Source organism: Streptomyces sp. NPDC007088 (assembly GCF_042869355.1).
Lineage (GTDB): Bacteria > Actinomycetota > Actinomycetes > Streptomycetales > Streptomycetaceae > Streptomyces.
The window spans coordinates 277,232-303,441 of sequence record NZ_JBIAFO010000005.1 but is presented as its reverse complement, the minus strand read 5'-3'; the positions used below and the strand labels follow the sequence as shown (position 1 = coordinate 303,441).

Sequence of the window (26,210 nt, the reverse complement as noted above, 5' to 3'; positions counted from 1 at the left end):
TCGTTCACTTCTCCTCGGCGGGGGCGGCGGGTACGGGGCTGGCGGGCGCGGGGCGCTCGTGGGTGGGGGCCGGTTCCTGGCCGCCGAGCAGCAGGTACAGCACGGCCATCCGGACGGACACGCCGTTGGCGACCTGCTCGACCACGGTGCAGCGCGGGGAGTCGGCGACCTCGGCGGTGATCTCCATGCCGCGGACCATCGGCCCGGGGTGCATCACGATGGCCTCGCCCGGCATCCGCGCCATGCGGGCCGCGTCCAGCCCGTAGCGCCGGGAGTACTCGCGCTCGGTCGGGAAGAAGGCCGCGTTCATGCGCTCGCGCTGGACGCGCAGCATCATCACCGCGTCGGAGGCGGGCAGCACCGCGTCGAGGTCGTAGGAGACCTCGCAGGGCCAGTTCCCGGCGCCGACCGGCAGCAGGGTGGGCGGGGCGACGAGGGTGACGTGCGCGCCGAGGGTGTGCAGCAGGTCGACGTTGGAGCGCGCGACCCGGCTGTGCAGGATGTCGCCGACGATCGTGATCCGCTTGCCGGCCAGGTCCTGGCCGAGTCCGGCGTCCCTGCCGATGAGGCGGCGGCGCATCGTGAAGGCGTCCAGAAGCGCCTGTGTGGGGTGCTGGTGGGTGCCGTCGCCCGCGTTGATCACGGCGGCGTCGATCCAGTCGGAGGTCGCCAGCCGGTAGGGCGCCCCGGAGGCCCCGTGCCGGATGACGACGGCGTCGACGCCCATCGCCTCCAGGGTCTGCGCGGTGTCCTTGAGGGACTCGCCCTTGGAGACGCTGGAGCCTTTGGCGCTGAAGTTGATGACGTCGGCGGACAGGCGCTTCTCGGCCGCCTCGAAGGAGATCCGGGTCCGGGTCGAGTCCTCGAAGAAGAGGTTGACCACGGTGCGGCCCCGCAGGGTCGGCAGTTTCTTGATGGGCCGGTCGGCCACCCGCGCCATTTCCTCGGCGGTGTCGAGGATCAGTACGGCGTCTTGGCGGGAGAGGTCGGCGGCCGAGATGAGGTGTCGCATCATCTGGGACTCCAGGAGGGTACGGCTGGGGGCGGTGGGGCGCGTCGCGGCGGGGGCGCGGGCGGCGCGAGGGGAGGCGTGCGGGCACACGGGCTCACCCGTACGGACCAGAGGGGCCGGACGGGTGTGCGTCAGAGGGCGCCGGGGACCTGCCCGGTCTCGGGGCGGGCGGGGACGCCCAGCAGCACGGCGTCCCTGCCGTCCTCCTCGGCGAGCTGGACGCGGACCGTCTCGCGCAGCGAGGTCGGCAGGTTCTTGCCCACGTAGTCGGCGCGGATCGGCAGCTCCCGGTGGCCCCGGTCGACGAGGACGGCGAGCTGGACGGCGCGCGGGCGGCCGATGTCGCCGAGGGCGTCGAGGGCGGCGCGGATGGTGCGTCCGGAGAACAGGACGTCGTCCACGAGGACGACGAGGCGGCCGTCGATCCCGTCGGCGGGGATCTCGGTGCGGCCGAGGGCGCGGGCGGGCTTCATCCGCAGGTCGTCGCGGTACATCGTGATGTCCAGCGATCCGGCGGGGATGGCGCGGCCCGTGACGTCCTCCAGCTTCGCGGCGAGGCGCCGGGCGAGGTGGACACCCCGGGTGGGGATGCCGAGCAGCACCACGTCGTCGGCGCCCTTGGCGCGTTCGACGATCTCGTGGGCGATGCGGGTGAGCGCCCGCGCGATGTCGGGGCCTTCGAGCACGGGGCGGGCCTCGGCCGGTCCGGCGCTCGGGGAGTCGGGGGTGGGTGAAGAGCTGTCCATCGGAAACGGACCTCCTTCTCCGCCTCACGGGACGGTTCTTAAAGGACGTCGGAATTGCGCCACCCACGCTACCAGGAGGAAGAATGAACCCGGACCACCCCCTCCTCCGGGAGACCGGTCCACCTGTTCCGCTTGACGCAGCCAAGTCACGCTGCGTAACCTCACAGTGAGTGACCAGCCTCGCGGCTGGGCCGCACCATGTCACAGTGTCCGGGGAGCTATATGTCCAGCGAATACGCCAAACAGCTCGGGGCCAAGCTCCGGGCCATCCGCACCCAGCAGGGCCTCTCCCTCCACGGAGTCGAGGAGAAGTCGCAGGGCCGGTGGAAGGCGGTCGTGGTCGGTTCGTACGAGCGCGGAGACCGTGCCGTCACCGTGCAGCGCCTTGCCGAGCTGGCCGATTTCTACGGGGTTCCGGTCCAGGAGCTGCTGCCCGGCACGACGCCCGGGGGCGCCGCCGAGCCGCCGCCGAAGCTCGTTCTCGACCTGGAGCGCCTCGCGCACGTCCCGGCCGAGAAGGCGGGCCCGCTCCAGCGTTACGCGGCCACCATCCAGTCCCAGCGCGGGGACTACAACGGCAAGGTGCTGTCGATCCGCCAGGACGACCTGCGCACCCTCGCCGTGATCTACGACCAGTCCCCCTCGGTCCTGACCGAGCAGCTCATCAGCTGGGGCGTCCTCGACGCGGACGCCCGCCGCGCGGTGGCTCACGAGGACAACTGAGCGACCCCCACCGGGCCCCGCGGCCCGTAGGGGAAACGTCCCGCCCGGTGGGGCGGACGGCCGGTGGGCCGTCCGCCCCACCGGGCGGTGCCGTCTCCGCGCCCCTTCAGGCGGCTTGCGGCCCCTCAGACGGCCCGGTACCGCCGTCCGATCACCTCGGGCAGCAGCCGCTCCGCGAGCCGGGGCGGCAGGGCCTGGAGTACCGCGAGCACGGGCGCCATGCGCTCGGGCAGCGCCCCGTCGGGGCCCACCCCGGCGAGTCCGAGGGCCTGCTCCACCTCCTGCGGGCCGAGCCGCTCCGGGTCGAGGGCCCCGGCGGCCGCGACCAGCGCGGGGTCGACGCGCACCGGTCCGTGGGCGCGGGCCCGCACCACCGCGCGCGCGAGGTCGTCCAGCAGCGCGCGCACGGTGCCGGCTCCCGCCGCGGCCGCGGTGACCGTCAGATGCAGGTTGGCGGGGGAACCCGCGGCGGCCGGCTGGGGCTGGAGGTACCAGCCCGCGGCGCGCATCTCGTCGGCCACCACGAAGGGGTCCACGTCCTCGTCCTCGGCCGCCACGGCGATCAGCGAGGCGGCCGGCCCGCCCAGGACGCGCAGCCCGTCGATCTCCTCGATGCCCGCGCACAGGGCGCGGTGGGCGTGGTGCACCCGCAGGGCGAGTTCCGTGTACCCCTCAGTGCCGACGCGTTCCAGCACCGCCCAGGCCGCCGCGAGCGGGCCCGCCGACTTGGTGCCCTGGAGGGTCGCGTTGACCACCGGGTAGCCGGGCCAGGAGGCGTGCGCGAACCAGCCGTGGCGGCGCAGCCCGGCGTCCCGGAACAGCAGCACCGAGGCGCCCTTCGGGGTGTAGCCGTACTTGTGGAGGTCGACGGACAGGGAGGTGACCCCGGGCACCGACAGGTCGAAGGCGGGCAGCCCGGCGCCCTCCCCGGTCCGCCGCAGGTGCCCGAGGTACCAGCCGCCGATGCACGCGTCGACATGGCAGAGCACGCCCGCTTCCGCCGCCGCCGCGGCGATCTCCGCGACCGGGTCGAGCACCCCGTGGGCGTACGAGGGCGCCGAGGCCACCACGAGGGCGGTGCGCGGGCCGAGCGCGGCGCGGACGGCCGCCGGGTCCGGGGTGAAGCTCACGGGGTCCACGGGGACGCTCACGACGTCGAGGCCGAAGAGGTGCGCGGCCTTGTGGAAGGCCGCGTGGGCGGTGACCGGCAGGACGAGCTGGGGGCGCGTCACCCCCCGGACGACGCGGGCGTGTTCGCGTGCCGTGAGGACGGCCAGGAGGCAGGACTCGGTACCGCCGCTCGTGAAGGTGCCGGCCGTCGTGGCGTCCCCGCCCAGCAGCCGGGCGGCGCGGCCCACGATGTCGTTCTCCAGCACCACGACGCTCGGGAAGACGGTCATGTCCAGGCCGTTGACCCCGGCGTAGGCGGCGTGCGCGGCGGCGGCCAGCTCGTCGAGTCCGGCAAGCCCCGGATCGTAGACGTAGGCCATCGTCCGGCCGCCCTTGACGGGCAGGTCGCCGGCGCGCAGCGCGCGCAGCCGGGCGAGTATCCGGTCTTCTCCGGTGTCCGCCTCCCCGTCCTGCGGCTCCTGCGGCCCGGACGCCGGGGGCGGCTGTGTGCTGCGGATCATTGGGCGCGCTCCTTCGCTCTCGTCGCTCGGCTTCACATGGTGGACCGGGCGGGAGCCGACGGGAACGGGCCCGCGGAGACAGAACGGGCCCGCCGCACCCGTGGGGGTGCGGCGGGCCCGTTCACAGGCCGGTGCGCGGGTCAGTCGTCCTCGCGGCGCAGCCCCGGCTTGAGGTCCTTGAAACGGCCCAGCAGGCCGTTCACGAAGGCCGGGGACTCGTCGGTGGAGAACTCCTTGGCGAGTTCCACCGCCTCGTCCAGGACGACGGCGTCGGGGGTGCCGTCCACCCAGACCAGTTCGTGGGCCCCGAGCCGCAGGATGTTGCGGTCGACGACCGGCATGCGGTCCAGCGACCAGTCGACGGCGTACTGCGAGATCAGCTCGTCGATGCGGCGCGCGTGCCGCGCGTACCCCTCGACCAGCTCCATCGTGTACTCGCTGACCGGAGGCTGTCGGGTGTCGGAGCGGGAGTGCCGGACCCAGTCGGCGAGGACCGTGAGCACGTCGGCTCCGCGCTGGTCGGCCTCGAAGAGGATCTGGAAAGCTCGTTTCCGGGCCGTGTTGCGGGCAGCCACGGTTAGCTGTTCACCCGGCCGAGGTAGTCGCCGGTGCGGGTGTCGACCTTGATCTTCTCGCCGGTCGTGATGAACAGCGGGACGGCGATCGAGTAACCGGTCTCCAGCTCGGCGGGCTTGGTGCCACCGGTGGAGCGGTCGCCCTGGACACCGGGCTCGGTGTTGGCGATGACCAGCTCGACGGCGGCGGGCAGCTCGACGTAGAGGGGGTTGCCCTCGTACATCGCGACGACGGCCTCGAAGCCCTCAAGCAGGTAGTTGGCGGCGTCGCCGACGACCTTCGGGTCGATGTGCACCTGATCGTAGGTGTCCATGTCCATGAAGACGAAGTACTCGCCGTCCTTGTACGAGTACTGCATCCCGCGCTTGTCGACGTTGGCCGTCTCGACCTTGACGCCGGCGTTGAAGGTCTTGTCGACGACCTTGCCGGAGAGCACGTTCTTGAGCTTGGTGCGCACGAAGGCGGGGCCCTTGCCGGGCTTGACGTGCTGGAACTCGACGACGGACCAGAGCTGGCCGTTGTCGAGCTTCAGCACCAGGCCGTTCTTGAGGTCGTTCGTGGAAGCCACGGTTGCGGAATCTCCTGGACGATGGGGCCTCTCCCCCCGGCCGAGGCCCGGGGAAGAGCTGGTGGACGACCGAGGAGAAGGCAGGCGCGCTAGAGCGCGAGCAGTTCCTTGGTCGTGATGGTGAGTAGCTCGGGCCCGCCGTCCGCCTCGGGGCGGACAACGAGTGTGTCATCGATCCGGACCCCGCCCCGGCCCGGGAGGTGGACCCCCGGTTCGACGGTGACCGGCACACAAGCGTCCAGTTTACCCATGGCCGCCGGGGCGATCTGCGGGTCCTCGTCGTTTTCGAGCCCCACCCCGTGCCCGGTGGACGCGGGAAGGCCCTCCGCGTAGCCGGCGGACTCCAGCACCTGGCGCACCGCGCGGTCCACGTCGCGGCAGGCCCTGCCCGGGGTCAGGGCCTCGCGGCCGGCCCGCTGAGCGGCGAACACGAGGTCGTACAGCTCGATCTGCCACTCCTCGGGGGCGGTGCCGATGACGAACGTCCGGCCGATCTCGCTGCGGTAGCCCCGGTAGCCGGCGCCCAGGCACACGGAGAGGAAGTCGCCCTCCTCGACGCGGCGGTCGGTGGGCCGGTGTCGGCCGAGGCCGGCGTTCGGGCCGGTGGCGACCGAGGTGGGGAAGGCGGGCCCGTCCGCGCCGTGGTCGATGAGCCGGCGCTCCAGCTCCAGCGCGAGATGCCGTTCGGTGCGGCCCACGAGGATGGATTCGAGCAGTTCGCCCAGGGCCTGGTCGGCGATCTCGGCGGCGATCCGCAGGGCGCCGATCTCCTCCTCGTCCTTGACCAGCCGCAGCTGCTCCACGGCCCGGCCCAGGTCGGTCAGCCGCAGTCGCGGCGCGGTCTCGGCGAGGGCGCGGTGGCGGGCCACCGTCAGGTCGTGCTCCTCGACGGCGAGCGCCTCGGCCCCGCTCGCGGCGGCCATCTCGGCGGCGGCCACGGCCGGGTCTGCGGTGGGACAGGCCATGACGTGCACCCGCAGGGCCTCGTCGGGCCGGCCCTCGGAGGCGAGGCCGGTGGGCAGCCGGGGGCTGAGCAGGATGTCCTCGCCACCGCGTTCGGCGGCCAGCAGCAGGACGGCGTCCTGCGGGGCCGCTCCGCTCAGATACCGGACGTTGGCCGGGCGGGAGACGACGGCGGCCGCTTGGCCGCCGCCCGTGTAGCGCTCCCTGAGCCGGTCCCTGCGTGCCGCGTACGCCTCTGCCATGGGGCGAGCCTAAGTTCGGCTCGCGGTGGCGGCCGGTTCTGCGCGTCCGACCGGGTGCGGGCGCCGCGAGAGGGGTGCGCGGGCCCGCGCGAGGGGCTGCCCGCGCGGGACGCTCACCACGGGGGCGGGCTGGCTATCGCGCGGGCCAGCACCTCGTCGAGGCACTGGGCGGTCGCGGCGACGTCGAGCTGGGAGTTGTCGATGATGGGCAGCCCCGATCCGTACCATCCGGCCATCCGGCCGTGGATGCGGGCGACCTCCTCGTCGCCGAGGCGCCGGTTGCCGCTGCGGGCCGCGTTGCGCTCCAGCACGATCTCCAGCCCCGGGAGCAGGACCACGGGCAGCAGCCCCGGCCCCACGTGCCGTTTCCAGCCGCCGAGCCCGACCACGGGGCGGTCCGGGAAGACGGCGTCGTCCAGGATGCAGGAGATGCCGTTGGCCAGGAAGTTGCGCGCGGCGAAGCCGCAGGTGCGCCGGGCCAGCCGGTACTGCGCCTCGGAGTGGTCGTTCCAGCCGCTCTGCGGGTCGGCGAAACCCGAGTGCACCCACTCGCGTACGTCGTCGAGGCTGATGTGCGCGGTGGGCACGGGGCGGCGCGCGGCCCAGTACTTGGCGACGGTCGTCTTCCCCGCCCCGGCGGGCCCGATGAGCAGGACCGCGAGGGTCGTGCTCCCGGTACCGGCGAGCGGCCCGTGCGGCGGGGGCGGCACGGCGACGGGTGTCCCGGCCGGGAGCGGCACGTGGCCGGTGGCCTCGGACGGGAAGGCGGCGGCCTGCGCGGGCGGGGCGGCCGGCGGGGGCGGTCCCTGCGGGGGGCGCGGCGGCTGCGGTACGGCGCCGGGCGGGGGGCCCTGGCCGGCGCGCAGCGGCAGGGTCGGCGGGCCTGAGCCCGCGGGGGCCGACGGGCCCGGCGCGAAGGGGTGGGAGGGCGGCGGCCAGGGCCCCGGTGCCGACGCCGATCCCGCTGACTGCTGCATCCCGTGCCACTCCGTCTCGTACCGGCTCGTACAGGCGTTGGACGCGAGGGGGTGAAGGAGCGGTTCCCCCGGGCGTCCAGCGAACGGTACCGTCCCCGGCCGTCGTTGTGTGAACGGCCGGGGAGCCGGTGACGTGCCCGCCCGCTCGGGCGGCGGGCCGGGGTGTTCAGGCGCGGTCGCCGTGTCCGGGGCCGTCCGAGACCTCTCCGTACGCGGCGAGCAGGACGGCCGGGTCGGGGCCCTCCAGCACGGACGGCTTGGCGAGCCCGTCCAGGACGATGAAGCGCAGCAGGTTGCCCCGGGACTTCTTGTCGAGCTTCATGTTCTCCAGGAGCCTGGGCCACTGGTCGCCGCGGTAGGTGAGCGGCAGTCCGACCGACTCCAGGACGGCGCGGTGCCGGTCGGCGGTCGCGTCGTCGAGGCGGCCGGCGAGCCGGCCGAGTTCGGCGGCGAAGACCATGCCGACGGAGACGGCGGCGCCGTGCCGCCACGTGTAGCGCTCGTTCTTCTCGATCGCGTGGGCCAGGGTGTGCCCGTAGTTGAGGATCTCGCGCCGGCCCGCCTCCTTGAGGTCGCCGGAGACGACCTCCGCCTTGACGCGGACGGACCGCTCGATCAGTTCGGCCGTGTGCGCTCCCGCCGGGGTGCGGGCGGCGACCGGGTCCTGCTCGATCAGGTCGAGGATGACCGGGTCGGCGATGAAACCGGCCTTGATGATCTCGGCGAGCCCGCTGACGAAGTCGTTGACCGGCAGCGAGTCCAGGGCGGCGAGGTCGCACAGCACCCCGGCGGGCGGGTGGAAGGCACCGACGAGGTTCTTGCCCTCGGCGGTGTTGATCCCGGTCTTGCCGCCGACGGCCGCGTCCACCATGCCGAGCACGGTCGTGGGCACCGCGACCCAGCGCACCCCGCGCAGCCAGCTCGCCGCGACGAAGCCCGCGAGGTCGGTGGTGGCGCCGCCGCCGACGCCGACGACGACGTCCGTGCGGGTGAAGCCGGACTGGCCGAGCGCGGTCCAGCAGTAGGCGGCGACCTCGGCGGTCTTGGCCTCCTCGGCGTTGGGCACCTGGATCGCGATGGCCTCGTAGCCCTGGTCGGCGAGGTCGGCACGGAGGGCCTCGCCGGTCTCGGCGAGCGCCTCCGGGTGGATGACGGCGACGCGCTGGGCCTTCTCGCCGATCAGGCCGGGCAGTTCGCCCAGGAGCTGACGGCCGACCAGCACCTCGTAGGGCTCGGTGCCCGGGGTGCCGCCCACCTGGATACGGGTGGGTGCCCCGACGGTGTTCTCGCTCACGCTTTCTTCAGCTCCAGTGCGTCCAGGACCGCCGCGGCGACCTCTTCGGGGGTGCGGCCGTCGGTGGCGACGACCACCCGGGCGACCTCGGTGTACAGGTGACGGCGGGCGTCCATCAGCTCGCGCCACTGGCGGCGGGGGTTGACCGCGAGCAGCGGGCGGGCCGTGGCGAGCCCGGTGCGGCGCACGGCCTCCTCGATGTCCATCGAGAGGTAGACGACGGGCAGTTCCCGCAGCAGGGCCCGGGTCGTGGCGTCGAGGACGGCGCCGCCGCCCAGCGCGAGGACCCCGTCGTGTCCGGCGACGGCGGCGCGTACGGCCTCCCGCTCCAGGGCGCGGAAGTGCTCCTCCCCCTCGTCCACGAAGATGTCGGAGATCTCGCGGCCCTGGGCGGCGACGATGTCGGCGTCGGTGTCCCGGTAGGTGGTGCCCAGCCGTTCGGCGAGCAGTTCGCCCACCGTGGACTTGCCGACGCCCATCGGGCCGACCAGGACGAGCAGCGGCCCGGTCACCGGATCTGGAGGTGGTCGAGGTACGAGCGGACGTTGCGCCGGGTCTCGGGCACCGAGTCGCCGCCGAACTTCTCGGCCACGGCGTCGGCGAGGACGAGGGCGACCATCGCCTCGGCGACGATCCCGGCGGCCGGTACGGCGCACACGTCGGAGCGCTGGTGGTGGGCCTTGGTGGCCTCGCCGGTCGCGACGTCGACGGTGGCCAGGGCCTTCGGGACGGTCGCGATCGGCTTCATCGCGGCGCGCACCCGGAGCAGTTCGCCGGTGGACAGACCGCCCTCGGTGCCGCCGGAGCGGCCGGTGGAGCGCCGGATGCCGTCCTCGGTGCCGACGATCTCGTCGTGCGCCTGGGAGCCGGGGACCCGGGCGAGGCCGAAGCCGTCGCCGACCTCGACGCCCTTGATGGCCTGGATGCCCATGAGGGCGGCGGCGAGGCGGGCGTCGAGCCTGCGGTCCCAGTGGACGTGCGAGCCCAGGCCGACAGGCACGTCGTAGGCCAGGACCTCGACGACGCCTCCGAGGGTGTCGCCGTCCTTGTGGGCCTGGTCGATCTCGGCGACCATCGCCTCGCTCGCGGCGGCGTCGAGGCAGCGCACCGGGTCGGCGTCGAGCCGTTCGACGTCGGAGGGGGTCGGCAGCACCCCGTAGGGCGCCTTCGCGGTGGCCAGCTCGACGACGTGGCTGACGACCTCGATCCCGGCCGTCTCCCTCAGGTACGAGCGGGCCACGGCGCCGAGGGCGACGCGGGCGGCGGTCTCGCGCGCGGAGGCGCGCTCCAGGATCGGGCGGGCCTCGTCGAAGCCGTACTTCTGCATCCCGGCGAGGTCGGCGTGGCCGGGGCGCGGCCGGGTGAGCGGTGCGTTGCGGGCGGACTCGGCCAGGAGGGCCGGGTCGACCGGGTCCGCGGCCATGACCTGTTCCCACTTGGGCCACTCGGTGTTGCCGACCATGACGGCGACCGGGGAGCCGAGGGTGAGTCCGTGGCGCACGCCGCCGAGGAAGGTGACCTCGTCGCGCTCGAACTTCATCCGGGCACCGCGTCCGTAGCCGAGGCGGCGCCGGGCGAGGTGGTCGGCCACCATGTCGGTGGTGATGGGCACGCCGGCGGGAAGTCCCTCCAGCGTCGCCACGAGTGCGGGTCCGTGCGACTCCCCCGCGGTCAGCCAACGCAGCCTGCTCAACGGTGCTCCTCCTCCTGCTCGCGCCTGGAACTGCGACGGCGCGGCCGGTGCGCGGCCCGGCCCCGCCGCCCCCGATCCTCCCACGAGGGTGCGGGGGAATCGGCACGGGTCCATCTGCCGGGACGGGCGCGGGTGGCCACCGGGGTGCGTCACGGGCCGCTTGCGCCGCCCGGCGGCCCGCGCCCTCAGCGCGCCGCGAGGGCCTTCTCGCCCGCCGCGCGCATCGCCGCGAGCGGGGCCTGGTGGTGTCCGGTCATCTGCTCGACCTGGAGCACCGCCTGGTGGACCAGGAGGTCGAGCCCCCCGACGACGGCTCCGCCGCGCGCGGACCAGCGCGCGGCGAGCGGGGTGGGCCACGGCTCGTAGAGCACGTCGAAGAGCGTCCCGGCCGCGGCGGGGACCTCCGCGGCGAGCGCGTCGGTACTGCCCGCGGGGGTGGTGGCCACGACGAGCGGGGCCCGCAGGGCCTCGGCGGCCTGCTCCCAGCTCTCGGTGCGCACGGGAACGCCGAGGCGCTCCCCCCAGCCGCGCATCTCGGCGGCGCGGGCGGCGCTGCGCACGTACACGACGACCTCTCCGGAGCAGATGTGGGAGAGCGCGGCGAGAGCGGAGGAGGCGGTGGCGCCGGCCCCGAGGATCGCGGCGGACTCGACGCTCGTGACGCCGCGTTCGGCGAGCGCGGCGATCATCCCGGGGATGTCGGTGTTGTCCCCGGTACGCCGGCCGTCCGGCCCGAACACGACGGTGTTGACGGCCTCGACGGAGGCGGCGGCGTCGCTGACGGAGTCGAGCAGCGGCAGCACGGCACGTTTGAGCGGCATGGTGAGGGAGAGCCCCGCCCACTGCGGTCCGAGTCCGTCGAGGAAGCCGGGCAGGGCCGCCTCGTCCGTCTCGAAGCGCTCGTACGTCCATCCGGTCAGGCCCAGCGCCTCGTAGGCCGCCCGGTGCAGGACCGGGGAGAGCGAGTGCGCGATGGGGGAACCGAGGACGGCGGCCTTGTGTTCGCCGGTCACTCCCACTCCCTGTCTGTCGCGGTGCGGTCCCCGGCCCGTCCGGGGAAAACGGCCCGGCCGGGACGTCCGGCCTTGCGTCGCATTACTGGTTCTGCAGCTTTCCGACCTCGTCGGCGATTTTCTCGTGTTCCTTGTACGTCTTGGTGAATGTCGTCTTGTCGCCGATCGCCGCGAAATAGTACCAACCGTCCTTGGACGGTTTCATCGCGCCGGAAAGGGCGTCCGCTCCGGGATTTCCGATCGGGCCCGGCGGAAGTCCCTTGTAGAAGTACGTGTTGTACGGATGATCCGTTTTCCGCAGTTGCGCCTGCGTCATGTCGAGTTTGCTCTGGTTCATCGCGTAGTTGTACGTGGAGTCGAACTCCAGCATCCCGTTGGTCTCGGTGTTCCCGGGTTTCAGGCGGTTGTAGACGACCTCCGCCATCTTCTCGAAGTCGGAGTGGTTCAGGCCCTCCGCGTTCACCAGGCTGGCCACGGTGACGAGCTGGAGCGGGCTCTTCAGGTCGAGTTTCTTCGACTGGCCCACGATGTCGAGCCGCTCGTACTGCTTGTCCGCCTGGGCGACCATGCGCTTGAGCACGTCCTGCGGCTTCTGGCCCTTGGACACGGAGTAGGCCGAGGGGAAGAGGAAGCCTTCCAGCGGGTCCTTGATGTCCTTGTCGGAATTGGCCCACTTCGGCAGGCCGAGGCTCTTCCAGTCGTCCTTGGCGGTCCTGGCCGTCGTGCCCTTCGCGAGGCCGAGCCGGTCGTCGATCTGCGCGTACACCCAGGAGTTGCGGTAGCCCTCGGGCACGATCAGGGTGTTGCGGCTCTTCGGGCTGAGCATGAGGTCGACCGCGCTCTTGGCCGACATGCCCTTGCGCAGGGTGTAGAACCCGGGCTGGACCGTCTTGCCCTGGGGGACGCTGCCCTGCGCCTCGGTGAACGCGTCGACGCTCTTGACGACGCCCTTCTCCTTGAGGCGGTTGCCCATGACGATGCCGGTCGCGCCGTCCGGGATCTCGACCACGACGGTGCCGCTGCCCTCGCCCGCGTAGTCGGGGGCCGGGCCGAAGCGGTCCTGGTAGAGGTGGTAGCCGTAGTAGGCGGCGCCGCCGCCCCCGCCGACCAGGACCACCGCGACGACCAGGCAGGCGCAGCCGCTGCGGCGCTTCTTGGGCTTGCCGCCGCCGCGCCGGCCGTGCCGGTCCGCCGCCCCGCCCCCGTCCTCGTCGTTCTCGTCGTCGCGCTCGCGTTCCCGGCCGCCGCGGGCGCGGCCCGCGTCCCCGTCGCTCGCGAAGAAGGGGTGTTCGGGTTCGCCCCGCTCGGGGTCCCAGTCGCCGTCAGCCGGCTCCGCCGGGGCGGCGGGCGGCTGCGGCTCCTGGTACCCGTGCGCGGGGCCGGTGGCCGGGTAACCCTGGCCGTAGGGGTCGCCCTGGCCGTCCTGGCCGTAGGGGTCGCCCTGGCCGTACCCGTCCTGCCCCGCGCCGTACTGACCGCTCTGCTCACCGCCGTAGGGCGTCTGCGGCCGGCCGGTGTCCCAGCCGTTGCCGTACTGCTGGGGGGCCGGGGGCTGCTGCTGGCCGCCGTACTGCTGAGGGGCCTGCTGCCCGCCGTACTGCTGGGGCTGCTGCGGCTGCTGGTACGAGGGGTACTGCGGGCCCGCCTCCCCCGGGTAGCCCTGCCGGCCGTGCCCGGGGTCGTGTCCGCCGCCCTGCCCGGAGGGGTCGGCGCCGTACGCCTGCTGCTGCCCCTGGGGGTAACCGTGCTGGTCGTAGACCACCGGGTTGCCCCAGGCGTCGTACTGCTGCTGGGGGTAGGGCTGCTGCTGGTCCTGCTGTCCGCGGTACGGGTCCTCGCCCTGCACCCATCCCTGGTCCCCGTAAAGGGGGTCCTCGGGGTGCCACGGTCCGGGGCCCTGGCCCCGCCCATACTCAGTCATCAGTCCCCTAGCGCCGCGGGACGGAACGCTGTGTCCTGTTGGGTTCGCACAGCCATGGCTCCGTCTCTCTGCTGTGCGGCGGCTGTTCGAATGCCACCGCATCGCGCGGAACGTTACCGTACCGCGATCAGGGGGCCACTTGGACGCCCTCCCCAGGGGCCTGACCGGTCCGCCGCTCGGATTCCAGAGCGGATTGGAGAATGATCACAGCGGCGGCCTGATCAATGACCGACCTGCCCTTTTTCGATTTCACCCCGGAGGCCCGCAGACCCTGACTCGCCGTCACGGTGGTCATTCTCTCGTCCACCAGCCTCACCGGAACGGGCGCGACCAGCAGGGCCAGTTCCCGGGTGAAAGCGCGGACCTTCGCGGCGGCCGGCCCCTCTCCCCCGTTGAGGGAGCGGGGCAGGCCCACCACGATCTCGATCGGCTCGTACTCCTCGGCCAGCGCCCCGAGCCGGCGCTGGGCGGCCGGGACGTCACGTCCCGGCACGGTCTCGACCGGGGTCGCGAGGACCCCGTCGGGGTCGCAGGAGGCGACCCCGATCCGGGCGTCCCCGACGTCGATCGCGAGGCGGCGTCCTCTGCGCACGGGCGTCAGGCCGTCTCGGCGACGAGGCGCTCGACGGCGGCCACCGCCTCGGGCACGGCCTGCGGGTTCTGGCCACCGCCCTGGGCGACGTCCGGCTTGCCGCCACCGCCGCCCCCGAGGGTCTTGGCGGCCGCGCGCACCAGATCACCGGCCTTGAGACCCCGCTGACGGGCGGCCTCGTTGGTGGCGATGACGGTGAGCGGCCGGCCGCCCGCCACGGTGAACAGGGCGACGACGACGGGCCGGTCCCCGGGGATGCGGCCCCGCACGTCCAGGACGAGGCGGCGCAGGTCGTCGGCGCCGGTGCCGTCCGGGACCTGGCCGGTCACCAGGGCGGTGCCGTGCACGTCACGGGCGTTCTCGGCGAGACCGGCGGCGGCCTGGAGCACCTTCTCCGCGCGGAACTTGTCGATCTCCTTCTCGGCGTCCTTGAGCTTGCCGAGCATGCCCGCGATCTTCTCGGGCAGTTCCTCGGGCCGGCCCTTGACCAGCTCCTGGAGCTGGGCGACCACCGTGTGCTCCCGGGCCAGGAAGTTGTACGCGTCGACGCCGACCAGGGCCTCGATGCGGCGTACCCCGGAACCGATGGAGGACTCGCCGAGCAGCTTCACGAGGCCGAGCTGGGCGGTGTTGTGCACGTGGGTGCCGCCGCACAGCTCCTTGGAGAAGTCCCCGATGGTGACGACCCGGACCCGCTCCCCGTACTTCTCGCCGAACTCGGCGATGGCGCCCTGCTTCCTCGCCTCGTCCAGGGACATGACCTCGGCCTGGACGTCCATCTCGCGGGCCAGGACCTCGTTGATCTTCTGCTCGACGTCGCTCATGACGGTCGTGGGCACGGCGGCCGGCGAACCGAAGTCGAAGCGGAAGCGGCCCGGCTGGTTCTCGGAACCGGCCTGGGCGGCCGTCGGGCCGAGCGCGTCGCGCAGGGCCTGGTGGGTGAGGTGGGTGGCGGAGTGGGCGCGGGCGATGGCGCGGCGGCGCACCTGATCGATCGAGGCCCAGACCGGGGAGTCCACGGTGACCTCGCCGACCTGGACGCGGCCCTTGTGGACGTGCACCCCGGGGACCGGCTTCTGCACGTCGTGGACCTCGATGACGGCGCCGGAGTCGAGCCGGATGCGCCCGGTGTCGCCGATCTGGCCGCCGCCCTCGGCGTAGAAGGGGGTGCGGTCGAGGACGACCTCCACCTCGTCGCCCTCGGTGGCGGCGGGCGAGGGCACCCCGTCGACGAGCAGGCCCACGATGCGGGCCTCGCCCTCCAGGTGCTGGTAGCCGGTGAAGTCGGTGGCCCCGGCGGCGTCGGCGATCTCCCGGTAGGCGTGCAGGTCGGCGTGGCCGGTCTTCTTGGCGCGGGCGTCGGCCTTGGCGCGCTCGCGCTGCTCCTTCATGAGGCGCCGGAAGCCGTCCTCGTCCACCGCGAGGCCCTGTTCCCCGGCCATCTCCAGCGTGAGGTCGATCGGGAAGCCCCACGTGTCGTGCAGCAGGAACGCCTTGTCGCCGGAGAGCGTGGAGCCGCCAGACCGCTTGGTCTCCGTGACGGCGGTGTCGAGGATGTTGGTGCCGGCCCGCAGCGTCTTGAGGAAGGCGGCCTCCTCGGCGAGCGCGACCGTCTCGATCCGCTTGCGGTCGGTGATCAGCTCGGGGTACTGCTCCCCCATCGTGTCGATGACGACGTCGAGCAGCTCCTTGACGACCGGACCCTCGGCGCCGAGCAGACGCATGTTGCGCACGGCGCGGCGCATGATGCGGCGCAGCACGTAGCCGCGGCCCTCGTTGCCGGGGCTGACGCCGTCGCCGATCAGCATGACGGAGGTGCGCATGTGGTCCGAGACCACGCGCAGCGACACGTCCGAGCTGTGGCCCGACCCGTACCGGACGCCGGTCAGCTCGGTGGCCTTGTCGATCACGACGCGCGAGGTGTCGATCTCGTACATGTTCTGGACGCCCTGGAGGATCATCGCGAGGCGTTCGAGGCCGAGGCCGGTGTCGATGTTCTGGCTGGGCAGGTCGCCGAGGATCTCGAAGTCGTCCTTGCCGAAGCCGGCGCCCCGCTCGAACTGCATGAAGACCAGATTCCAGATCTCCACGTAGCGCTCGTCGTTGACGGCCGGGCCGCCCTCGACGCCGAACTCCGGGCCCCGGTCGTAGTTGATCTCGGAGCAGGGGCCGCAGGGGCCGGGGACGCCCATGGACCAGAAGTTGTCGGCCTTGCCCAGGCGCTGGATGCGCTCGGCGGGCACGCCGATCTTCTCGCGCCAGATCTGCTCGGCCTCGTCGTCGTCCAGGTAGACGGTGATCCACAGCCGCTCGGGCTCCAGGCCGAAGCCGCCGTCCTCGACGGAGGAGGTCAGCAGCTCCCAGGCATAGGTGATCGCCTGTTCCTTGAAGTAGTCCCCGAAGGAGAAGTTGCCGCACATCTGGAAGAAGGTGCCGTGCCGGGTGGTCTTGCCGACCTCTTCGATGTCCGGGGTGCGCACGCACTTCTGCACGCTCGTGGCGCGCGGGGCGGGCGGCTTGACCTCACCGAGGAAGTAGGGCTTGAAGGGGACCATGCCCGCGGGGACGAGCAGCAGCGTGGGGTCGTCCGCGATCAGCGACGCCGACGGCACGACCTTGTGCCCGCGCTCCTCGAAGAAGCGCAGCCAGCGGCGGCGGATTTCAGCCGACTCCATCAGTGGTCCTCATTCCGGTTGTTCGGGTGCTTCAGGTGGTCTTCGGCGGCGGTGTACACCGTGGTGGTGCCGCGCTCCAGGGCTGCGAGCCGCCGCTGGGTGGGGAGTTCGGGGGGCGCGGGCTGGTTGCGGCCGAGCGCCGCGTCGAGTTCGGCCTCGCGTTCGGACATGGACTCGCGGACGTCGAGCGCGAACTCCCTGAGCCGGTGGCCCGTCTCGACGGCCTTGTTCGCTGCCTGTGCCGCGAGGCTCTCCGGGCTCAGCGCGCGGATCTTGGCGTTCACCTTGGTGGTGGCCCAGACCCCCGCGGCTGCTCCTGCGGTGAACCAGAACGTACGACGGAACATGGCGGACTCAGTCCTTCCGGGTGTCGTGCATCGCGTACGGGCCGTCAGCCGCGCTTGCGGCGGGAGCGGCGCGCCCCGGGGACGGCGCGGCCCACGATCACCGTACGGCGGGTGGGCGCGGGTGCCTCGGGGGCGGCCTTGCGGCTCAGTGCCTGCCGTACGCCGTAGCCAAAGGCGGCGACCTTGACGAGCGGTCCGCCGAAGGTGGAGGCGACGGTGGTGGAGAGCGCGGAGGCGTTGGAGGTGACTTCCTGGACGTCGGAGGCGATCGCGTCGACGCGGTCCAGCTGGGTCTGCGCGGAGCGCACCGTCGCGGAGGCGTCCGCGAGCAGCGGGACCGCCTGTTCCGTCACTTCGGCGACCATGGCGGTCGTGGCCTTGAGCGTCTGTGCCAGCCTCACCAGGGCGACGGAGAGGAAGGAGACGAGAATCGCCCAGAACACGGCCACCAGGATGCCGGCCACCTCTCCACCGGACACTGTGCACCGCTCCTTGTGCTTCGGGTTTCTGGCCGGCTCGCGCCGGCCGGGTCGTACGGCGCCCGCGCCGGGCCGCTGGGGCGCCGCGGGCGACGGAGGTCGTGCCCCGAGCCTATCGCGGCCCCGGGGTGGGCCCGTACCGCATTTCGCCCGTGGGCACCACCGGGGAAAAACACCCGGCCCCCACGTCACGAGGACGGTGGGGGCCGGGTGGGAGTGTGCGGCGCGCGGATCAGCGGGTGATCAGCGGGCGTAGTACTCGACGACCAGCTGCTCGTCGCAGATGACCGGGATTTCCTTGCGGTTCGGGTCGCGGTCCAGGCGGAAGGCCAGGGCCTTCAGGTTCACCTGGAGGTAGCGCGGGGTCTCGCCGTCGGTGTCGTAACCACCCTCGCGCGCCACCTGGAAGGGGTGCTTGGAGCGGCTGCGCTCGCGGACCATCACGACGTCGTCGGGACGGACGCGGAAGGAGGGCTTGTCGACCTTCTGGCCGTTGACCTCGATGTGGCCGTGGACGACCATCTGGCGGGCCTGGTAGATGGTGCGGGCGATGCCCGAACGCAGGACCAGGGCGTCGAGGCGACGCTCCAGCTCGATGACCAGGGCCTCACCGGTCTTGCCCTCGGCCTTGCGGGCGCGGTCGTAGGCGCGGGCCATCTGGCGCTCGCTGATGTCGTACTGGGCGCGCAGACGCTGCTTCTCCAGCAGACGGACCTTGTAGTCGCTGTTCTGCTTGCGGCCACGGCCGTGCTCACCCGGCGGGTAGGGACGGGCCTCGAAGTACTTGACAGCCTTGGGCGTCAGCGCGATACCGAGCGCACGCGACTTCTTGACCTTGGGACGCGACTGGTTAGGCACGTTCTCCAGACCTCCGAAATAGGTTAGGTTAGGCTCACCTTACTCAAGGAGATCGCATGTCTCGCCCTGGGAACACCACGCGCATCACGAACAGCCGCGGCGCACAGAACGGCGACGCATCGACGGAGGTCCGATCAGCTCATGGTCAGCCGCGTCCCCGCCATGAAACTCATGACGTCCACGAGGGTTCCGGAGAACCTCAGGAGGAGTGGGGGCCAGAAACCGCCCGGATGCCGTCAGCAGCCGAACGCACACGAACTCTCGTACAGAGTACATGCTCGGCGGTGCTGCTCGTCCCGGGCCTGGAGTCGGCCCTTCCGCACCAGTTGACGCCCGAGGTGCGGGAGGTCGGCGACGACGGGGAGGTCCTGCTCGTCTTCCCCGCGGACTCCCCCGTGGTCCGGGCGGCCTCGCGCGCGCAGGACGACGAGCTGGCGGTGGTCCTGGAGCTGACCGACGTCGCGCCGGTCTCGGTGCCCCACCGTATCCGGGGCCGGGCCTGGGTCTCGGGCTGGCTGACCCGGCTGCCCGAGGAGGCGCCCGAGGCCCGCGCGATCACCGGCCCGCCCGGGATCGCCGGCCCCCCGGCCTGGGCGACGCTGCGCCTGGAGACCGGCGAGATCCACGTGGACGACCTGTGGGGCGCCGAGGCGGTCGACGCCGAGGACTTCGCCGCGGCCGCGCCCGATCCGCTCGTCGCCTACGAGGCCGAACTGCTCCAGCACCTGCACGCGGCGCACGCCCCGCAGGTGCGGCGGTTGCGCGAACTGATCGGGGAGCGTGCCCAGGGGGCCGGCTGCCCGGCGGCCGTCCCGGTGGCCCTGGACCGCTTCGGCCTGCGGGTCCGCTTCACCGGGGTGCGGTGCTTCGACGCGCGCTTCGACTTCCCCGAGCCGGTCGCGGACGTGCACGGGCTGCGGCGGGCGATGCACGCGCTCTTCGAGGCCGCGGGGAACTGAGACCCGCTCGCGCCGGTGCGTCCCGCTCGTGCGTTTCGCTCGGTGGGTCCTGCTCGGTGGGTCCTGCTCCGTGCGGGTCGAGGGCCTCGGGGAGAGGCCGGGGGGCCCGTCGGTACGGGCCGGGGCCGGGGATCAGTCCTGCGCGCCGCGCAGCCGCTCGCGCACCTTCTCCACCACGTCCGCGTACCGCGCCTCGGCGCCGTAGCGGGTCGGCTCGTAGTAGCGGCGGTCCTTGACCGCGTCCGGCGCGTACTGCTGGGCGGCGATCGCGCCGGGGACGTCGTGGGGATACACGTACCCCTGGGCGTGGCCGAGTTTCGCGGCCCCCTTGTAGTGACCGTCCCGCAGGTGCGGCGGCACGGTGCCGGCGAGACCCTTGCGCACGTCCTCCAGCGCCGCCCCGATCGCCAGGGTGGCGGCGTTGGACTTGGGGGCGAGGGCGAGGGCGATGGTCGCGTGGCTCAGGGTCAGCGCCGCCTCGGGGAAACCGATCATGGCGACGGCCTGGGCGGCGGCCACGGCGGTGGGCAGGGCGGTGGGATCGGCCAGGCCGATGTCCTCGCTCGCCGAGATCATCAGTCGCCGGGCGATGAACCGGGGGTCCTCCCCCGCCTCGATCATCCGGGCCAGGTAGTGCAGGGCGGCGTCCACGTCCGAGCCCCTGATGGACTTGATCAGGGCGCTCGCCACGTCGTAGTGCTGGTCGCCGTCCCGGTCGTACTTCAGGGCGGCCTTGTTGACCGTCTCCTCCAGGGTCTGGAGGGTCAGCTCGCCCTCCTTCTTGGCGAGGGCCGCCCCCGCGCCCGCCTCCAGGGCGGTCAGGGCGCGGCGCGCGTCTCCGCCGGCGACCCGCAGCAGGTGCTCCTCGGCCTCCGCGGGGAGGGTGAGCGCACCCTTCAGGCCGCGCTCCTCGGTGAGCGCGCGGTGCAGGAGCCCGCGCAGGTCCGCGTCGGTGAGCGGCTCCAGGGTCAGCAGGAGCGAGCGGGACAGCAGCGGCGAGATCACCGAGAAGTACGGGTTCTCCGTGGTCGCCGCGATGAGGGTGACCCAGCGGTTCTCCACGGCGGGCAGCAGCGAGTCCTGCTGCGCCTTGCTGAAGCGGTGGATCTCGTCGAGGAAGAGGACGGTCTCCTTGCCGAAGCCACCGGTGGCGCGACGGGCGCCCTCGATGACGGAGCGCACCTCCTTGACCCCGGCGGTGATCGCCGAGAGCTCCACGAAGCGCGCGTTGGTCGCCTTGCTCACGACGTGGGCGAGCGTGGTCTTCCCGGTGCCGGGCGGCCCCCACAGGATGACGGAGGAAGAACCCGCGGGCCCCGGGCCGCCCTCGCCGACGAGCCGGCGCAGCGGGGAGCCCGGTCTGAGCAGGTGCTGCTGGCCCACCACCTCGTCGAGGGTGCGGGGGCGCATCCGGACGGCCAGCGGGCTGCTGCTCGGGTCCTTCTCCTGGCGCTCTTCTGCTGCGGCGGTGAACAAGTCGGGTTCCACGTCTCGCAGCCTATGTCACGTCACTGACAGCGCCCCGGGGCCGGGGCGCTGAGCTGCGGGGACGGGGCTCAGCTGGTCCAGAAGTCCCACCACCGGGTCAGGATCAGCATGCCGATCACCCCGATGTGCAGGACGGGCAGGACCCAGGGGAACTCGCCCACGAAACCGCGCACGGCGGCCGGGGCGGGCAGGAAGCCGTTGCGGACGTTGTGCGCCGTGACGTACCAGAACATGATGATCGTCGCGACCCAGGCCAGGGAGCACCACAGGCACAGGGCGTTGATGTTGTAGAGCGACTGGTACTGCAGCCAGGTGCAGAAGCCGACACCGAAGAGCGTGCCGAAGTTGAAGGTGAGCCAGTACCAGCGCGGCATCCGGGCCCCGGCGAGCAGGGTCATGCCCACGCAGACGACCACGGCGTAGGCGGCGAGGCCCAGCATCGGGTTGGGGAAGCCGAAGGCGGCGGCCTGCTCGCTCTTCATGACGCTGCCGCAGGACACGACCGGGTTGAGACTGCATCCCGGGCTGAAGTTGGGGTCCTCCAGCAGCTTGAACTTGTCGAGCGTGATGACCCAGGCCGCGAGCAGCCCCGCGGCTCCCGTCAGGACGAGCATGATCGCGAAGGCCCGCGAGGCGCCGAGACGGGACACCGGCGCGCCCCCGGCCCGGTCGTCGTCCGCGTACTCGCTGGAGACGTCGTCGTTCACCACAGTCGTATCGCTCATCACGCCGTTCCGTCACAGAGGGGGTCCGGGGGTTTCGGGGCCCCTGACATTGTGCCCCAGGCACCTGTGTCCGCCAGGGGGCCGCAAGGCCCTTCCGGACCGCCAAAGGCCGCGGGACCGGCCCGGACACCGGGCGGGGCGCCCGGTGCGCGCCATCGGAAACCGCCCGGAGGTGTGAGAAGACCCCCGCGGGGTTGACGGCCGGTGGGGCTCCCTCTCCCCCACCGGCCGCCGTCGGAGCGCCCCGTCCGCCGCCCGCGCGGGGCGGCGGCCGGCTCAGCCCAGCAGGCGGCGGATCTCGGCGACCACCTCGGTCAGCGCGAGGGCGCTCTGCTCCCCGGACTCCAGGTCCTTGAGCTGGACCTGGCCCTCGGCGAGGTCGCGCTCCCCGGCGATCAGCGCGAGCCGGGCGCCGGAGCGGTTGGCGCTCTTCATGGCGCCCTTCAGACCGCGCCCGCCGAAGGCGAAGTCGGTGGCGATCCCGGAACGGCGCAGTTCGCCCGCCATCTGGAACAGCACCTTGCGGGCCTGCTCACCGAGCGGCACGGCGTAGACGCTCGTGGTGGCCGGCAGGTCCAGGGTGACGGACTCGGCCTCCAGGGCGAGCACGGTGCGGTCGACGCCGAGCGCCCAGCCGACGGAGGGCAGCGCGGGACCGCCGATCATCTCGGACAGCCCGTCGTAGCGCCCGCCGCCGCCGACCGCGGACTGCGAGCCGAGGCCGTCGTGGACGAACTCGAAGGTCGTGCGGGTGTAGTAGTCGAGTCCGCGCACGAGCTTCGGGTCGTCCTCGAAGGCGACGCCCTCGGCGGTCAGCAGTTCCCGGACCTCCTCGTGGTAGGCCCGGCACGCCTCGCACAGGTAGTCGCGCAGCAGGGGCGCCCCGACCAGCTGCTTCTGGACGTCCTCGCGCTTGTCGTCGAGCACCCGCAGCGGGTTGATCTCGATGCGGCGCCGCGTCTCCTCGTCGAGGTCGAGTCCGCGCAGGAAGTCCTGGAGGGCGGCGCGGTAGACCGGGCGGCAGGTCCGGTCACCGAGCGAGTTGAGCAGGATGCGGTGCTGGCGCAGGCCGAGCGAGCGGTAGGCCTGGTCGGCGAGGATGATCAACTCGGCGTCGAGCAGCGGGTCCTCGGCCCCGATCGCCTCGGCCCCGACCTGCGAGAAGTGACGGTAGCGGCCCTTCTGGGGGCGCTCGTAGCGGTACTGCGAGCCGGAGTACCAGACCTTGACGGGCAGGTTGCCGCCCTTGTGCAGGTTGGACTCCAGGACGGCGCGCAGCACGGAGGCGGTGCTCTCCGGGCGCAGCGCGAGCTGGTCGCCGCCCTTGGTGGTGAAGACGTACATCTCCTTGCTGACGATGTCGGTGGACTCGCCGACCCCGCGCGCGAAGAGCTGGACGTCCTCGAAGCCGGGCGTCTCGATGTAGCCGTATCCCGCGTCGCGCAGGGGCGCGGCGATCGCCTCGCGGACGGCGAGGAAACGCGCGGAGTCCGGCGGGAGGAGGTCGTAGGTGCCCTTGGGGGCCTTGAAGGTGCTCACGTCTGTGGGTGTCACATTCCTCGTCGGGCGGCGGCGTCGGGGGCCGCTGCCGTGCCGGTGGCCACCTGCCGCAGATACGGGTTGGTGGCGCGCTCCCGGCCGATGGTCGTCTGGGGGCCGTGGCCGGACAGCACCACGGTCGAGTCGTCGAGCGGCAGGCACACACGGGCCAGCGAGTCGAGGATCTCGGCGTGGTCGCCGCCGGGCAGGTCGGTGCGTCCGACGGAGCCGGCGAACAGCAGGTCGCCCGAGAACAGGACGGACGGAAGGTCCGCGCCCTCGGGGGTCCTGAAGGTCACCGACCCCTTGGTATGGCCGGGCGCGTGCGCGACGGAGAAGTCGAGCCCGGCCAGCCGCAGCCGCGCGCCGTCGGTCAGCTCCTCGACCTCGGCGGGCTCCCCGACGGTCAGCTCGCCCATGAGCGGCATGCCGATGGAGCGGCCGAGGGCCTTCTCCGGGTCGCTCATCATGAAGCGGTCCGCCGGGTGGATCCAGGCGGGCACGTCGTGGGCGCCGCACACGGGGACGACGGAGGCCACGTGGTCGATGTGGCCGTGGGTGAGGACGACGGCGACGGGCTTGAGCCGATGCTCCGCGAGCGTCTCCTCGACACCGGGGGCCGCCTGGTGGCCCGGGTCGATGATGACGCATTCCTCACCGGCGGCCGGGGCGACCACGTAGCAGTTGGTCCCCCAGGCTCCGGCGGCGAAACCGGCAATGAGCACGATCGTCCTTTGTGTCTGGTCTGTCCTGCGGCGGCGGGTGCCGCTTCGGGCCGGGAAGGCGCACGGCGGCACCCAGGAGCCTACCGGCGGTGCCGATTCCACAGCGAACCCATATACGGTACGGGGCACACAACAGGCCCCGTCCACGACGGACAACGGACACGAGGAGACACCCGGTGGTCAGCAACGATCAGCGCCGGCGCCAGCTCGCCCGGGAGAAGTTCCTGCGACAGCAGGAGCGTCGGGAGGCGGCTCGCCGCCGGTCCCGCCGGCGCAACGCGGTCATCGCGTCCGCCGTCGTCGTGGTGCTCGCGGCGGGCGGCGGGGCCTGGGCGGGCGGGGCGTTCAGCAAGGACGACGGCGACAGCAAGGCCAAGAACGACGCGGCCGCGGCGCCCACGCCCTCGGCGAGCCCCAGCAAGGCCGCGGACCCGTGCGCGAAGCCGGCGCCCGGCAAGGTCAGGAACCTGTCGTTCAAGAAGGAGCCGGCGATGAGCGTCGACACCTCCGCCGACTACACGATGAACCTCGCCACGACCTGCGGCGACATCCCGCTGGACCTGTCGGCGAAGAAAGCCCCGCACACGGTGAACTCCTTCAAGTTCCTCGCGGACAAGGGCTACTTCGACCACACGAAGTGCCACCGGCTGACCACCGCGGGCATCTACGTCCTGCAGTGCGGCTCCCAGACGGGCAACGGCGCCGGCGGGCCGGGCTACACCCTCCCGGACGAGAACCTGAAGGACAAGAGCCTCAAGGGCAAGGTGTACCCGGCGGGTACGGTCGCGATGGCCAACCAGTACAACGCGCAGGACAAGTCCGGTCGTAACACGGGAGGCAGCCAGTTCTTCCTCGTCTACCAGGACAGCCCGCTGCCGCCCGACTACACGCCGTTCGGCACCATCTCGAAGGCCGGCGCCAAGGTCCTCAAGAAGATCGCGAACGCCGGGGAGAGCAGTGGCCAGGGTGACGGGGCGCCGAACGCGACCGTGGTGATCAACAAGGCGACCGTGACGAAATCCTGACCCGGGGGCGGTCAAGTTCGCTTGCCGGGGATGCGGACAGCCGCCCCGCAGGTCGCCTATGTTGGCCGTGACGAAACTGTGGACGATGCCGGGGCCCCAGGGGGGCGCGCGGCATCATGTGGAGGAGGCGCTGTGAGCAGCGACCCGTGGGGCCGTGTCGACGAGACCGGGACCGTGTACGTGCGTACCGCCGAGGGCGAGCGGGAGGTCGGTTCCTGGCAGGCCGGATCCCCCGCCGAGGCCCTCGCGTACTTCGAGCGCAAGTACGAGGGACTGGTCGTCGAGATCGGGCTGTTGGAGCGCCGGGTGCGGACGACGGACCTGTCCGCGAAGGACGCGCAGACCGCCATCGACCACCTGCGCGGGCAGGTGCGCGAGGCACACGCGGTGGGCGACCTCGCGGCGCTCGACCAGCGGCTGGACAAGCTGGTCGAGACGGTGCAGTCGCGGCGGGAGGAGCGCAAGGCCGAGCGCGCGAAGCAGACCGACGAGGCCAAGAAGGCCAAGGAGGAGCTGGTCGCCGAGGCCGAGCAGCTGGCCGAGAGCGAGCAGTGGCGCTCGGCCGGTGAGCGGCTGCGCGCGCTCGTGGACATCTGGAAGGGGCTGCCCCGGCTCGACCGCAAGTCGGACGACGAACTGTGGCACCGCTTCTCGCATGCCCGTTCGGCGTTCTCGAAGCGGCGCAAGGCGCACTTCGCGGCGCTGGACGCGCAGCGCGAGGAGGCCAGGAAGACGAAGGAACGGCTGGTCACCGAGGCCGAGTCGTTGTCCACGTCCACGGACTGGGCGCCGACGGCGGCCCGTTACCGGGATCTGATGACGCAGTGGAAGGCCGCGGGCCGCGCTCAGCGCGAGTTCGAGGACGACCTGTGGAATCGCTTCCGGGGCGCCCAGGACGTGTTCTTCGCGGCGCGCTCCGAGCTGTTCGCGGAGCGCGACGCCGAACAGGGCGAGAACCTGAAGCTGAAGGAGGCGCTGGCCGAGGAGGCCGAGCGGCTGCTTCCGGTGAAGGACCTCAAGGCCGCCCGCGCGGCCTTCCGCGCGCTCAACGAGCGCTGGGAGGCCGTCGGCCACGTCCCGCGGGACGCGCGGCCGAGGGTCGAGGGCCGTATGCAGGCCGTCGAGCGGGCGATCCAGACGGCCGAGGAGGCCGAGTGGCGGCGCACCAACCCGGAGGCCCGCGCCCGCGCCGCCGGGCTGACCGGCCAGCTCCAGGCGGCCGTCGACAAGCTGCACGGCCAGATCGACGCGGCCCGCGCGGCGGGCAACGAGGCGAAGGCCGCGAAGCTCGGACGTGAGCTGGAGGGCCGCCAGGCCCTGCTCGACCAGGCGCTCAAGGGCCTGGAGGAGTTCGGGGGCTGAACGACGGCCCGGTGACACGGAGCGGGGCCCCGTCCTGGGCGGACGGGGCCCCGCTCCCTTTGCCGCGTGCGGCTGGC

25 protein-coding genes are annotated in these 26,210 nt (G+C 72.6%); 4 read left to right on the top strand and 21 right to left on the bottom strand.

What is annotated here, in order from left to right; translation table 11 throughout:
- Window positions 1-4: 4 nt before the first annotated feature.
- Window positions 5-1,015, bottom strand: coding sequence for an aspartate carbamoyltransferase catalytic subunit (locus ACFYMP_RS11040; RefSeq protein WP_388854032.1), 1,011 nt, complete (start codon window positions 1,013-1,015; stop codon window positions 5-7).
- Between the two features lie 128 nt (window positions 1,016-1,143).
- Window positions 1,144-1,758: a bifunctional pyr operon transcriptional regulator/uracil phosphoribosyltransferase PyrR gene (pyrR, locus tag ACFYMP_RS11035; RefSeq protein ID WP_388854029.1), complete on the bottom strand. Its 615-nt coding sequence runs from the start codon at window positions 1,756-1,758 to the stop codon at window positions 1,144-1,146.
- A gap of 222 nt (window positions 1,759-1,980) precedes the next feature.
- Here pyrR and bldD point away from each other — a divergent pair, with 222 nt between their 5' ends.
- Window positions 1,981-2,481: a transcriptional regulator BldD gene (gene bldD, locus ACFYMP_RS11030; RefSeq protein WP_046907471.1), complete on the top strand. Its 501-nt coding sequence runs from the start codon at window positions 1,981-1,983 to the stop codon at window positions 2,479-2,481.
- A 125-nt stretch (window positions 2,482-2,606) separates the two neighbouring features.
- On the opposite strand, the gene ACFYMP_RS11025 is transcribed toward bldD, so the two are convergent.
- The 15 genes from ACFYMP_RS11025 to rpsD form a co-directional block, all read right to left on the bottom strand.
- A complete protein-coding gene (locus ACFYMP_RS11025; protein ID WP_388854025.1) occupies window positions 2,607-4,112 on the bottom strand; it encodes a pyridoxal phosphate-dependent decarboxylase family protein in 1,506 nt (501 codons plus the stop codon).
- 140 nt (window positions 4,113-4,252) lie between these two features.
- The gene (gene nusB, locus ACFYMP_RS11020; protein WP_388854022.1) at window positions 4,253-4,687 is read right to left on the bottom strand and encodes a transcription antitermination factor NusB; all 435 of its coding nucleotides are present in this window, start codon (window positions 4,685-4,687) and stop codon (window positions 4,253-4,255) included.
- Window positions 4,688-4,689: 2 nt separating this feature from the next.
- The gene (efp, locus tag ACFYMP_RS11015; RefSeq protein WP_363148040.1) at window positions 4,690-5,256 is read right to left on the bottom strand and encodes an elongation factor P; all 567 of its coding nucleotides are present in this window, start codon (window positions 5,254-5,256) and stop codon (window positions 4,690-4,692) included.
- 89 nt (window positions 5,257-5,345) lie between these two features.
- Window positions 5,346-6,461 (bottom strand): M24 family metallopeptidase, encoded by a 1,116-nt coding sequence (locus ACFYMP_RS11010; protein WP_388854018.1) that lies wholly within the window; start codon window positions 6,459-6,461, stop codon window positions 5,346-5,348.
- A gap of 113 nt (window positions 6,462-6,574) precedes the next feature.
- On the bottom strand, window positions 6,575-7,438 hold the full coding sequence (locus tag ACFYMP_RS11005; RefSeq protein WP_388854015.1) for an AAA family ATPase: 864 nt from the start codon (window positions 7,436-7,438) through the stop codon (window positions 6,575-6,577).
- A gap of 166 nt (window positions 7,439-7,604) precedes the next feature.
- On the bottom strand, window positions 7,605-8,732 hold the full coding sequence (aroB, locus tag ACFYMP_RS11000; protein ID WP_388854012.1) for a 3-dehydroquinate synthase: 1,128 nt from the start codon (window positions 8,730-8,732) through the stop codon (window positions 7,605-7,607).
- Window positions 8,729-9,244, bottom strand: a complete 516-nt coding sequence (locus ACFYMP_RS10995) for a shikimate kinase (RefSeq protein ID WP_388854009.1) — start codon at window positions 9,242-9,244, stop codon at window positions 8,729-8,731. Before ACFYMP_RS10995 ends, aroB begins: the two co-directional genes overlap by 4 nt.
- On the bottom strand, window positions 9,241-10,425 hold the full coding sequence (aroC, locus tag ACFYMP_RS10990; protein WP_388854006.1) for a chorismate synthase: 1,185 nt from the start codon (window positions 10,423-10,425) through the stop codon (window positions 9,241-9,243). Before aroC ends, ACFYMP_RS10995 begins: the two co-directional genes overlap by 4 nt.
- A gap of 185 nt (window positions 10,426-10,610) precedes the next feature.
- The gene (locus tag ACFYMP_RS10985) at window positions 10,611-11,438 is read right to left on the bottom strand and encodes a shikimate dehydrogenase (protein WP_388854003.1); all 828 of its coding nucleotides are present in this window, start codon (window positions 11,436-11,438) and stop codon (window positions 10,611-10,613) included.
- A gap of 82 nt (window positions 11,439-11,520) precedes the next feature.
- A complete protein-coding gene (mltG, locus tag ACFYMP_RS10980; RefSeq protein ID WP_388854000.1) occupies window positions 11,521-13,359 on the bottom strand; it encodes an endolytic transglycosylase MltG in 1,839 nt (612 codons plus the stop codon).
- 127 nt (window positions 13,360-13,486) lie between these two features.
- The gene (ruvX, locus tag ACFYMP_RS10975) at window positions 13,487-13,951 is read right to left on the bottom strand and encodes a Holliday junction resolvase RuvX (RefSeq protein ID WP_388853997.1); all 465 of its coding nucleotides are present in this window, start codon (window positions 13,949-13,951) and stop codon (window positions 13,487-13,489) included.
- Window positions 13,952-13,956: 5 nt separating this feature from the next.
- Complete coding sequence (alaS, locus tag ACFYMP_RS10970; RefSeq protein ID WP_388853994.1) at window positions 13,957-16,626, bottom strand: alanine--tRNA ligase; 2,670 nt, start codon at window positions 16,624-16,626, stop codon at window positions 13,957-13,959.
- Window positions 16,626-16,973: a DUF6167 family protein gene (locus tag ACFYMP_RS10965; RefSeq protein ID WP_388853991.1), complete on the bottom strand. Its 348-nt coding sequence runs from the start codon at window positions 16,971-16,973 to the stop codon at window positions 16,626-16,628. Before ACFYMP_RS10965 ends, alaS begins: the two co-directional genes overlap by 1 nt.
- Before the next feature lie 44 nt (window positions 16,974-17,017).
- Window positions 17,018-17,452 carry a DUF948 domain-containing protein gene (locus tag ACFYMP_RS10960; RefSeq protein ID WP_388853988.1) on the bottom strand — a complete coding sequence of 145 codons (435 nt, stop codon included), beginning with the start codon at window positions 17,450-17,452 and terminating at the stop codon, window positions 17,018-17,020.
- A 243-nt stretch (window positions 17,453-17,695) separates the two neighbouring features.
- A complete protein-coding gene (gene rpsD, locus ACFYMP_RS10955) occupies window positions 17,696-18,310 on the bottom strand; it encodes a 30S ribosomal protein S4 (RefSeq protein WP_363148051.1) in 615 nt (204 codons plus the stop codon).
- 230 nt (window positions 18,311-18,540) lie between these two features.
- On the opposite strand from rpsD, the gene ACFYMP_RS10950 reads away from it, so the two are divergent.
- Window positions 18,541-19,269: a DUF2470 domain-containing protein gene (locus tag ACFYMP_RS10950; protein ID WP_388853984.1), complete on the top strand. Its 729-nt coding sequence runs from the start codon at window positions 18,541-18,543 to the stop codon at window positions 19,267-19,269.
- Between the two features lie 132 nt (window positions 19,270-19,401).
- Here the strand turns inward: ACFYMP_RS10950 and ACFYMP_RS10945 are convergent, their stop codons facing one another.
- The 4 genes from ACFYMP_RS10945 to ACFYMP_RS10930 form a co-directional block, all read right to left on the bottom strand.
- Window positions 19,402-20,757, bottom strand: coding sequence for a replication-associated recombination protein A (locus ACFYMP_RS10945; RefSeq protein WP_388853981.1), 1,356 nt, complete (start codon window positions 20,755-20,757; stop codon window positions 19,402-19,404).
- 68 nt (window positions 20,758-20,825) lie between these two features.
- On the bottom strand, window positions 20,826-21,482 hold the full coding sequence (locus ACFYMP_RS10940; protein WP_388853978.1) for a vitamin K epoxide reductase family protein: 657 nt from the start codon (window positions 21,480-21,482) through the stop codon (window positions 20,826-20,828).
- 276 nt (window positions 21,483-21,758) lie between these two features.
- Complete coding sequence (gene hisS / locus ACFYMP_RS10935) at window positions 21,759-23,021, bottom strand: histidine--tRNA ligase (protein WP_388853975.1); 1,263 nt, start codon at window positions 23,019-23,021, stop codon at window positions 21,759-21,761.
- Between the two features lie 11 nt (window positions 23,022-23,032).
- Complete coding sequence (locus ACFYMP_RS10930; RefSeq protein WP_388853972.1) at window positions 23,033-23,746, bottom strand: MBL fold metallo-hydrolase; 714 nt, start codon at window positions 23,744-23,746, stop codon at window positions 23,033-23,035.
- A gap of 176 nt (window positions 23,747-23,922) precedes the next feature.
- On the opposite strand from ACFYMP_RS10930, the gene ACFYMP_RS10925 reads away from it, so the two are divergent.
- Complete coding sequence (locus ACFYMP_RS10925; protein WP_388853970.1) at window positions 23,923-24,771, top strand: peptidylprolyl isomerase; 849 nt, start codon at window positions 23,923-23,925, stop codon at window positions 24,769-24,771.
- 132 nt (window positions 24,772-24,903) lie between these two features.
- Complete coding sequence (locus tag ACFYMP_RS10920) at window positions 24,904-26,133, top strand: DUF349 domain-containing protein (RefSeq protein ID WP_388853967.1); 1,230 nt, start codon at window positions 24,904-24,906, stop codon at window positions 26,131-26,133.
- The last annotated feature ends 77 nt before the right edge of the window (window positions 26,134-26,210 follow it).

Coding starts and splice junctions, on each gene's coding strand:
- pyrR (WP_388854029.1), bottom strand. CDS start 1,758: ATGGACAGCTCTTCACCCACCCCCGACTCCCCGAGCGCCGGACCGGCC.
- ACFYMP_RS10950 (WP_388853984.1), top strand. CDS start 18,541: ATGCCGTCAGCAGCCGAACGCACACGAACTCTCGTACAGAGTACATGC.
- bldD (WP_046907471.1), top strand. CDS start 1,981: ATGTCCAGCGAATACGCCAAACAGCTCGGGGCCAAGCTCCGGGCCATC.
- ACFYMP_RS11005 (WP_388854015.1), bottom strand. CDS start 7,438: ATGCAGCAGTCAGCGGGATCGGCGTCGGCACCGGGGCCCTGGCCGCCG.
- mltG (WP_388854000.1), bottom strand. CDS start 13,359: ATGACTGAGTATGGGCGGGGCCAGGGCCCCGGACCGTGGCACCCCGAG.
- ACFYMP_RS11040 (WP_388854032.1), bottom strand. CDS start 1,015: ATGATGCGACACCTCATCTCGGCCGCCGACCTCTCCCGCCAAGACGCC.
- ACFYMP_RS11010 (WP_388854018.1), bottom strand. CDS start 6,461: ATGGCAGAGGCGTACGCGGCACGCAGGGACCGGCTCAGGGAGCGCTAC.
- ACFYMP_RS10940 (WP_388853978.1), bottom strand. CDS start 21,482: ATGAGCGATACGACTGTGGTGAACGACGACGTCTCCAGCGAGTACGCG.
- ACFYMP_RS11025 (WP_388854025.1), bottom strand. CDS start 4,112: ATGATCCGCAGCACACAGCCGCCCCCGGCGTCCGGGCCGCAGGAGCCG.
- alaS (WP_388853994.1), bottom strand. CDS start 16,626: ATGGAGTCGGCTGAAATCCGCCGCCGCTGGCTGCGCTTCTTCGAGGAG.
- ACFYMP_RS10965 (WP_388853991.1), bottom strand. CDS start 16,973: ATGTTCCGTCGTACGTTCTGGTTCACCGCAGGAGCAGCCGCGGGGGTC.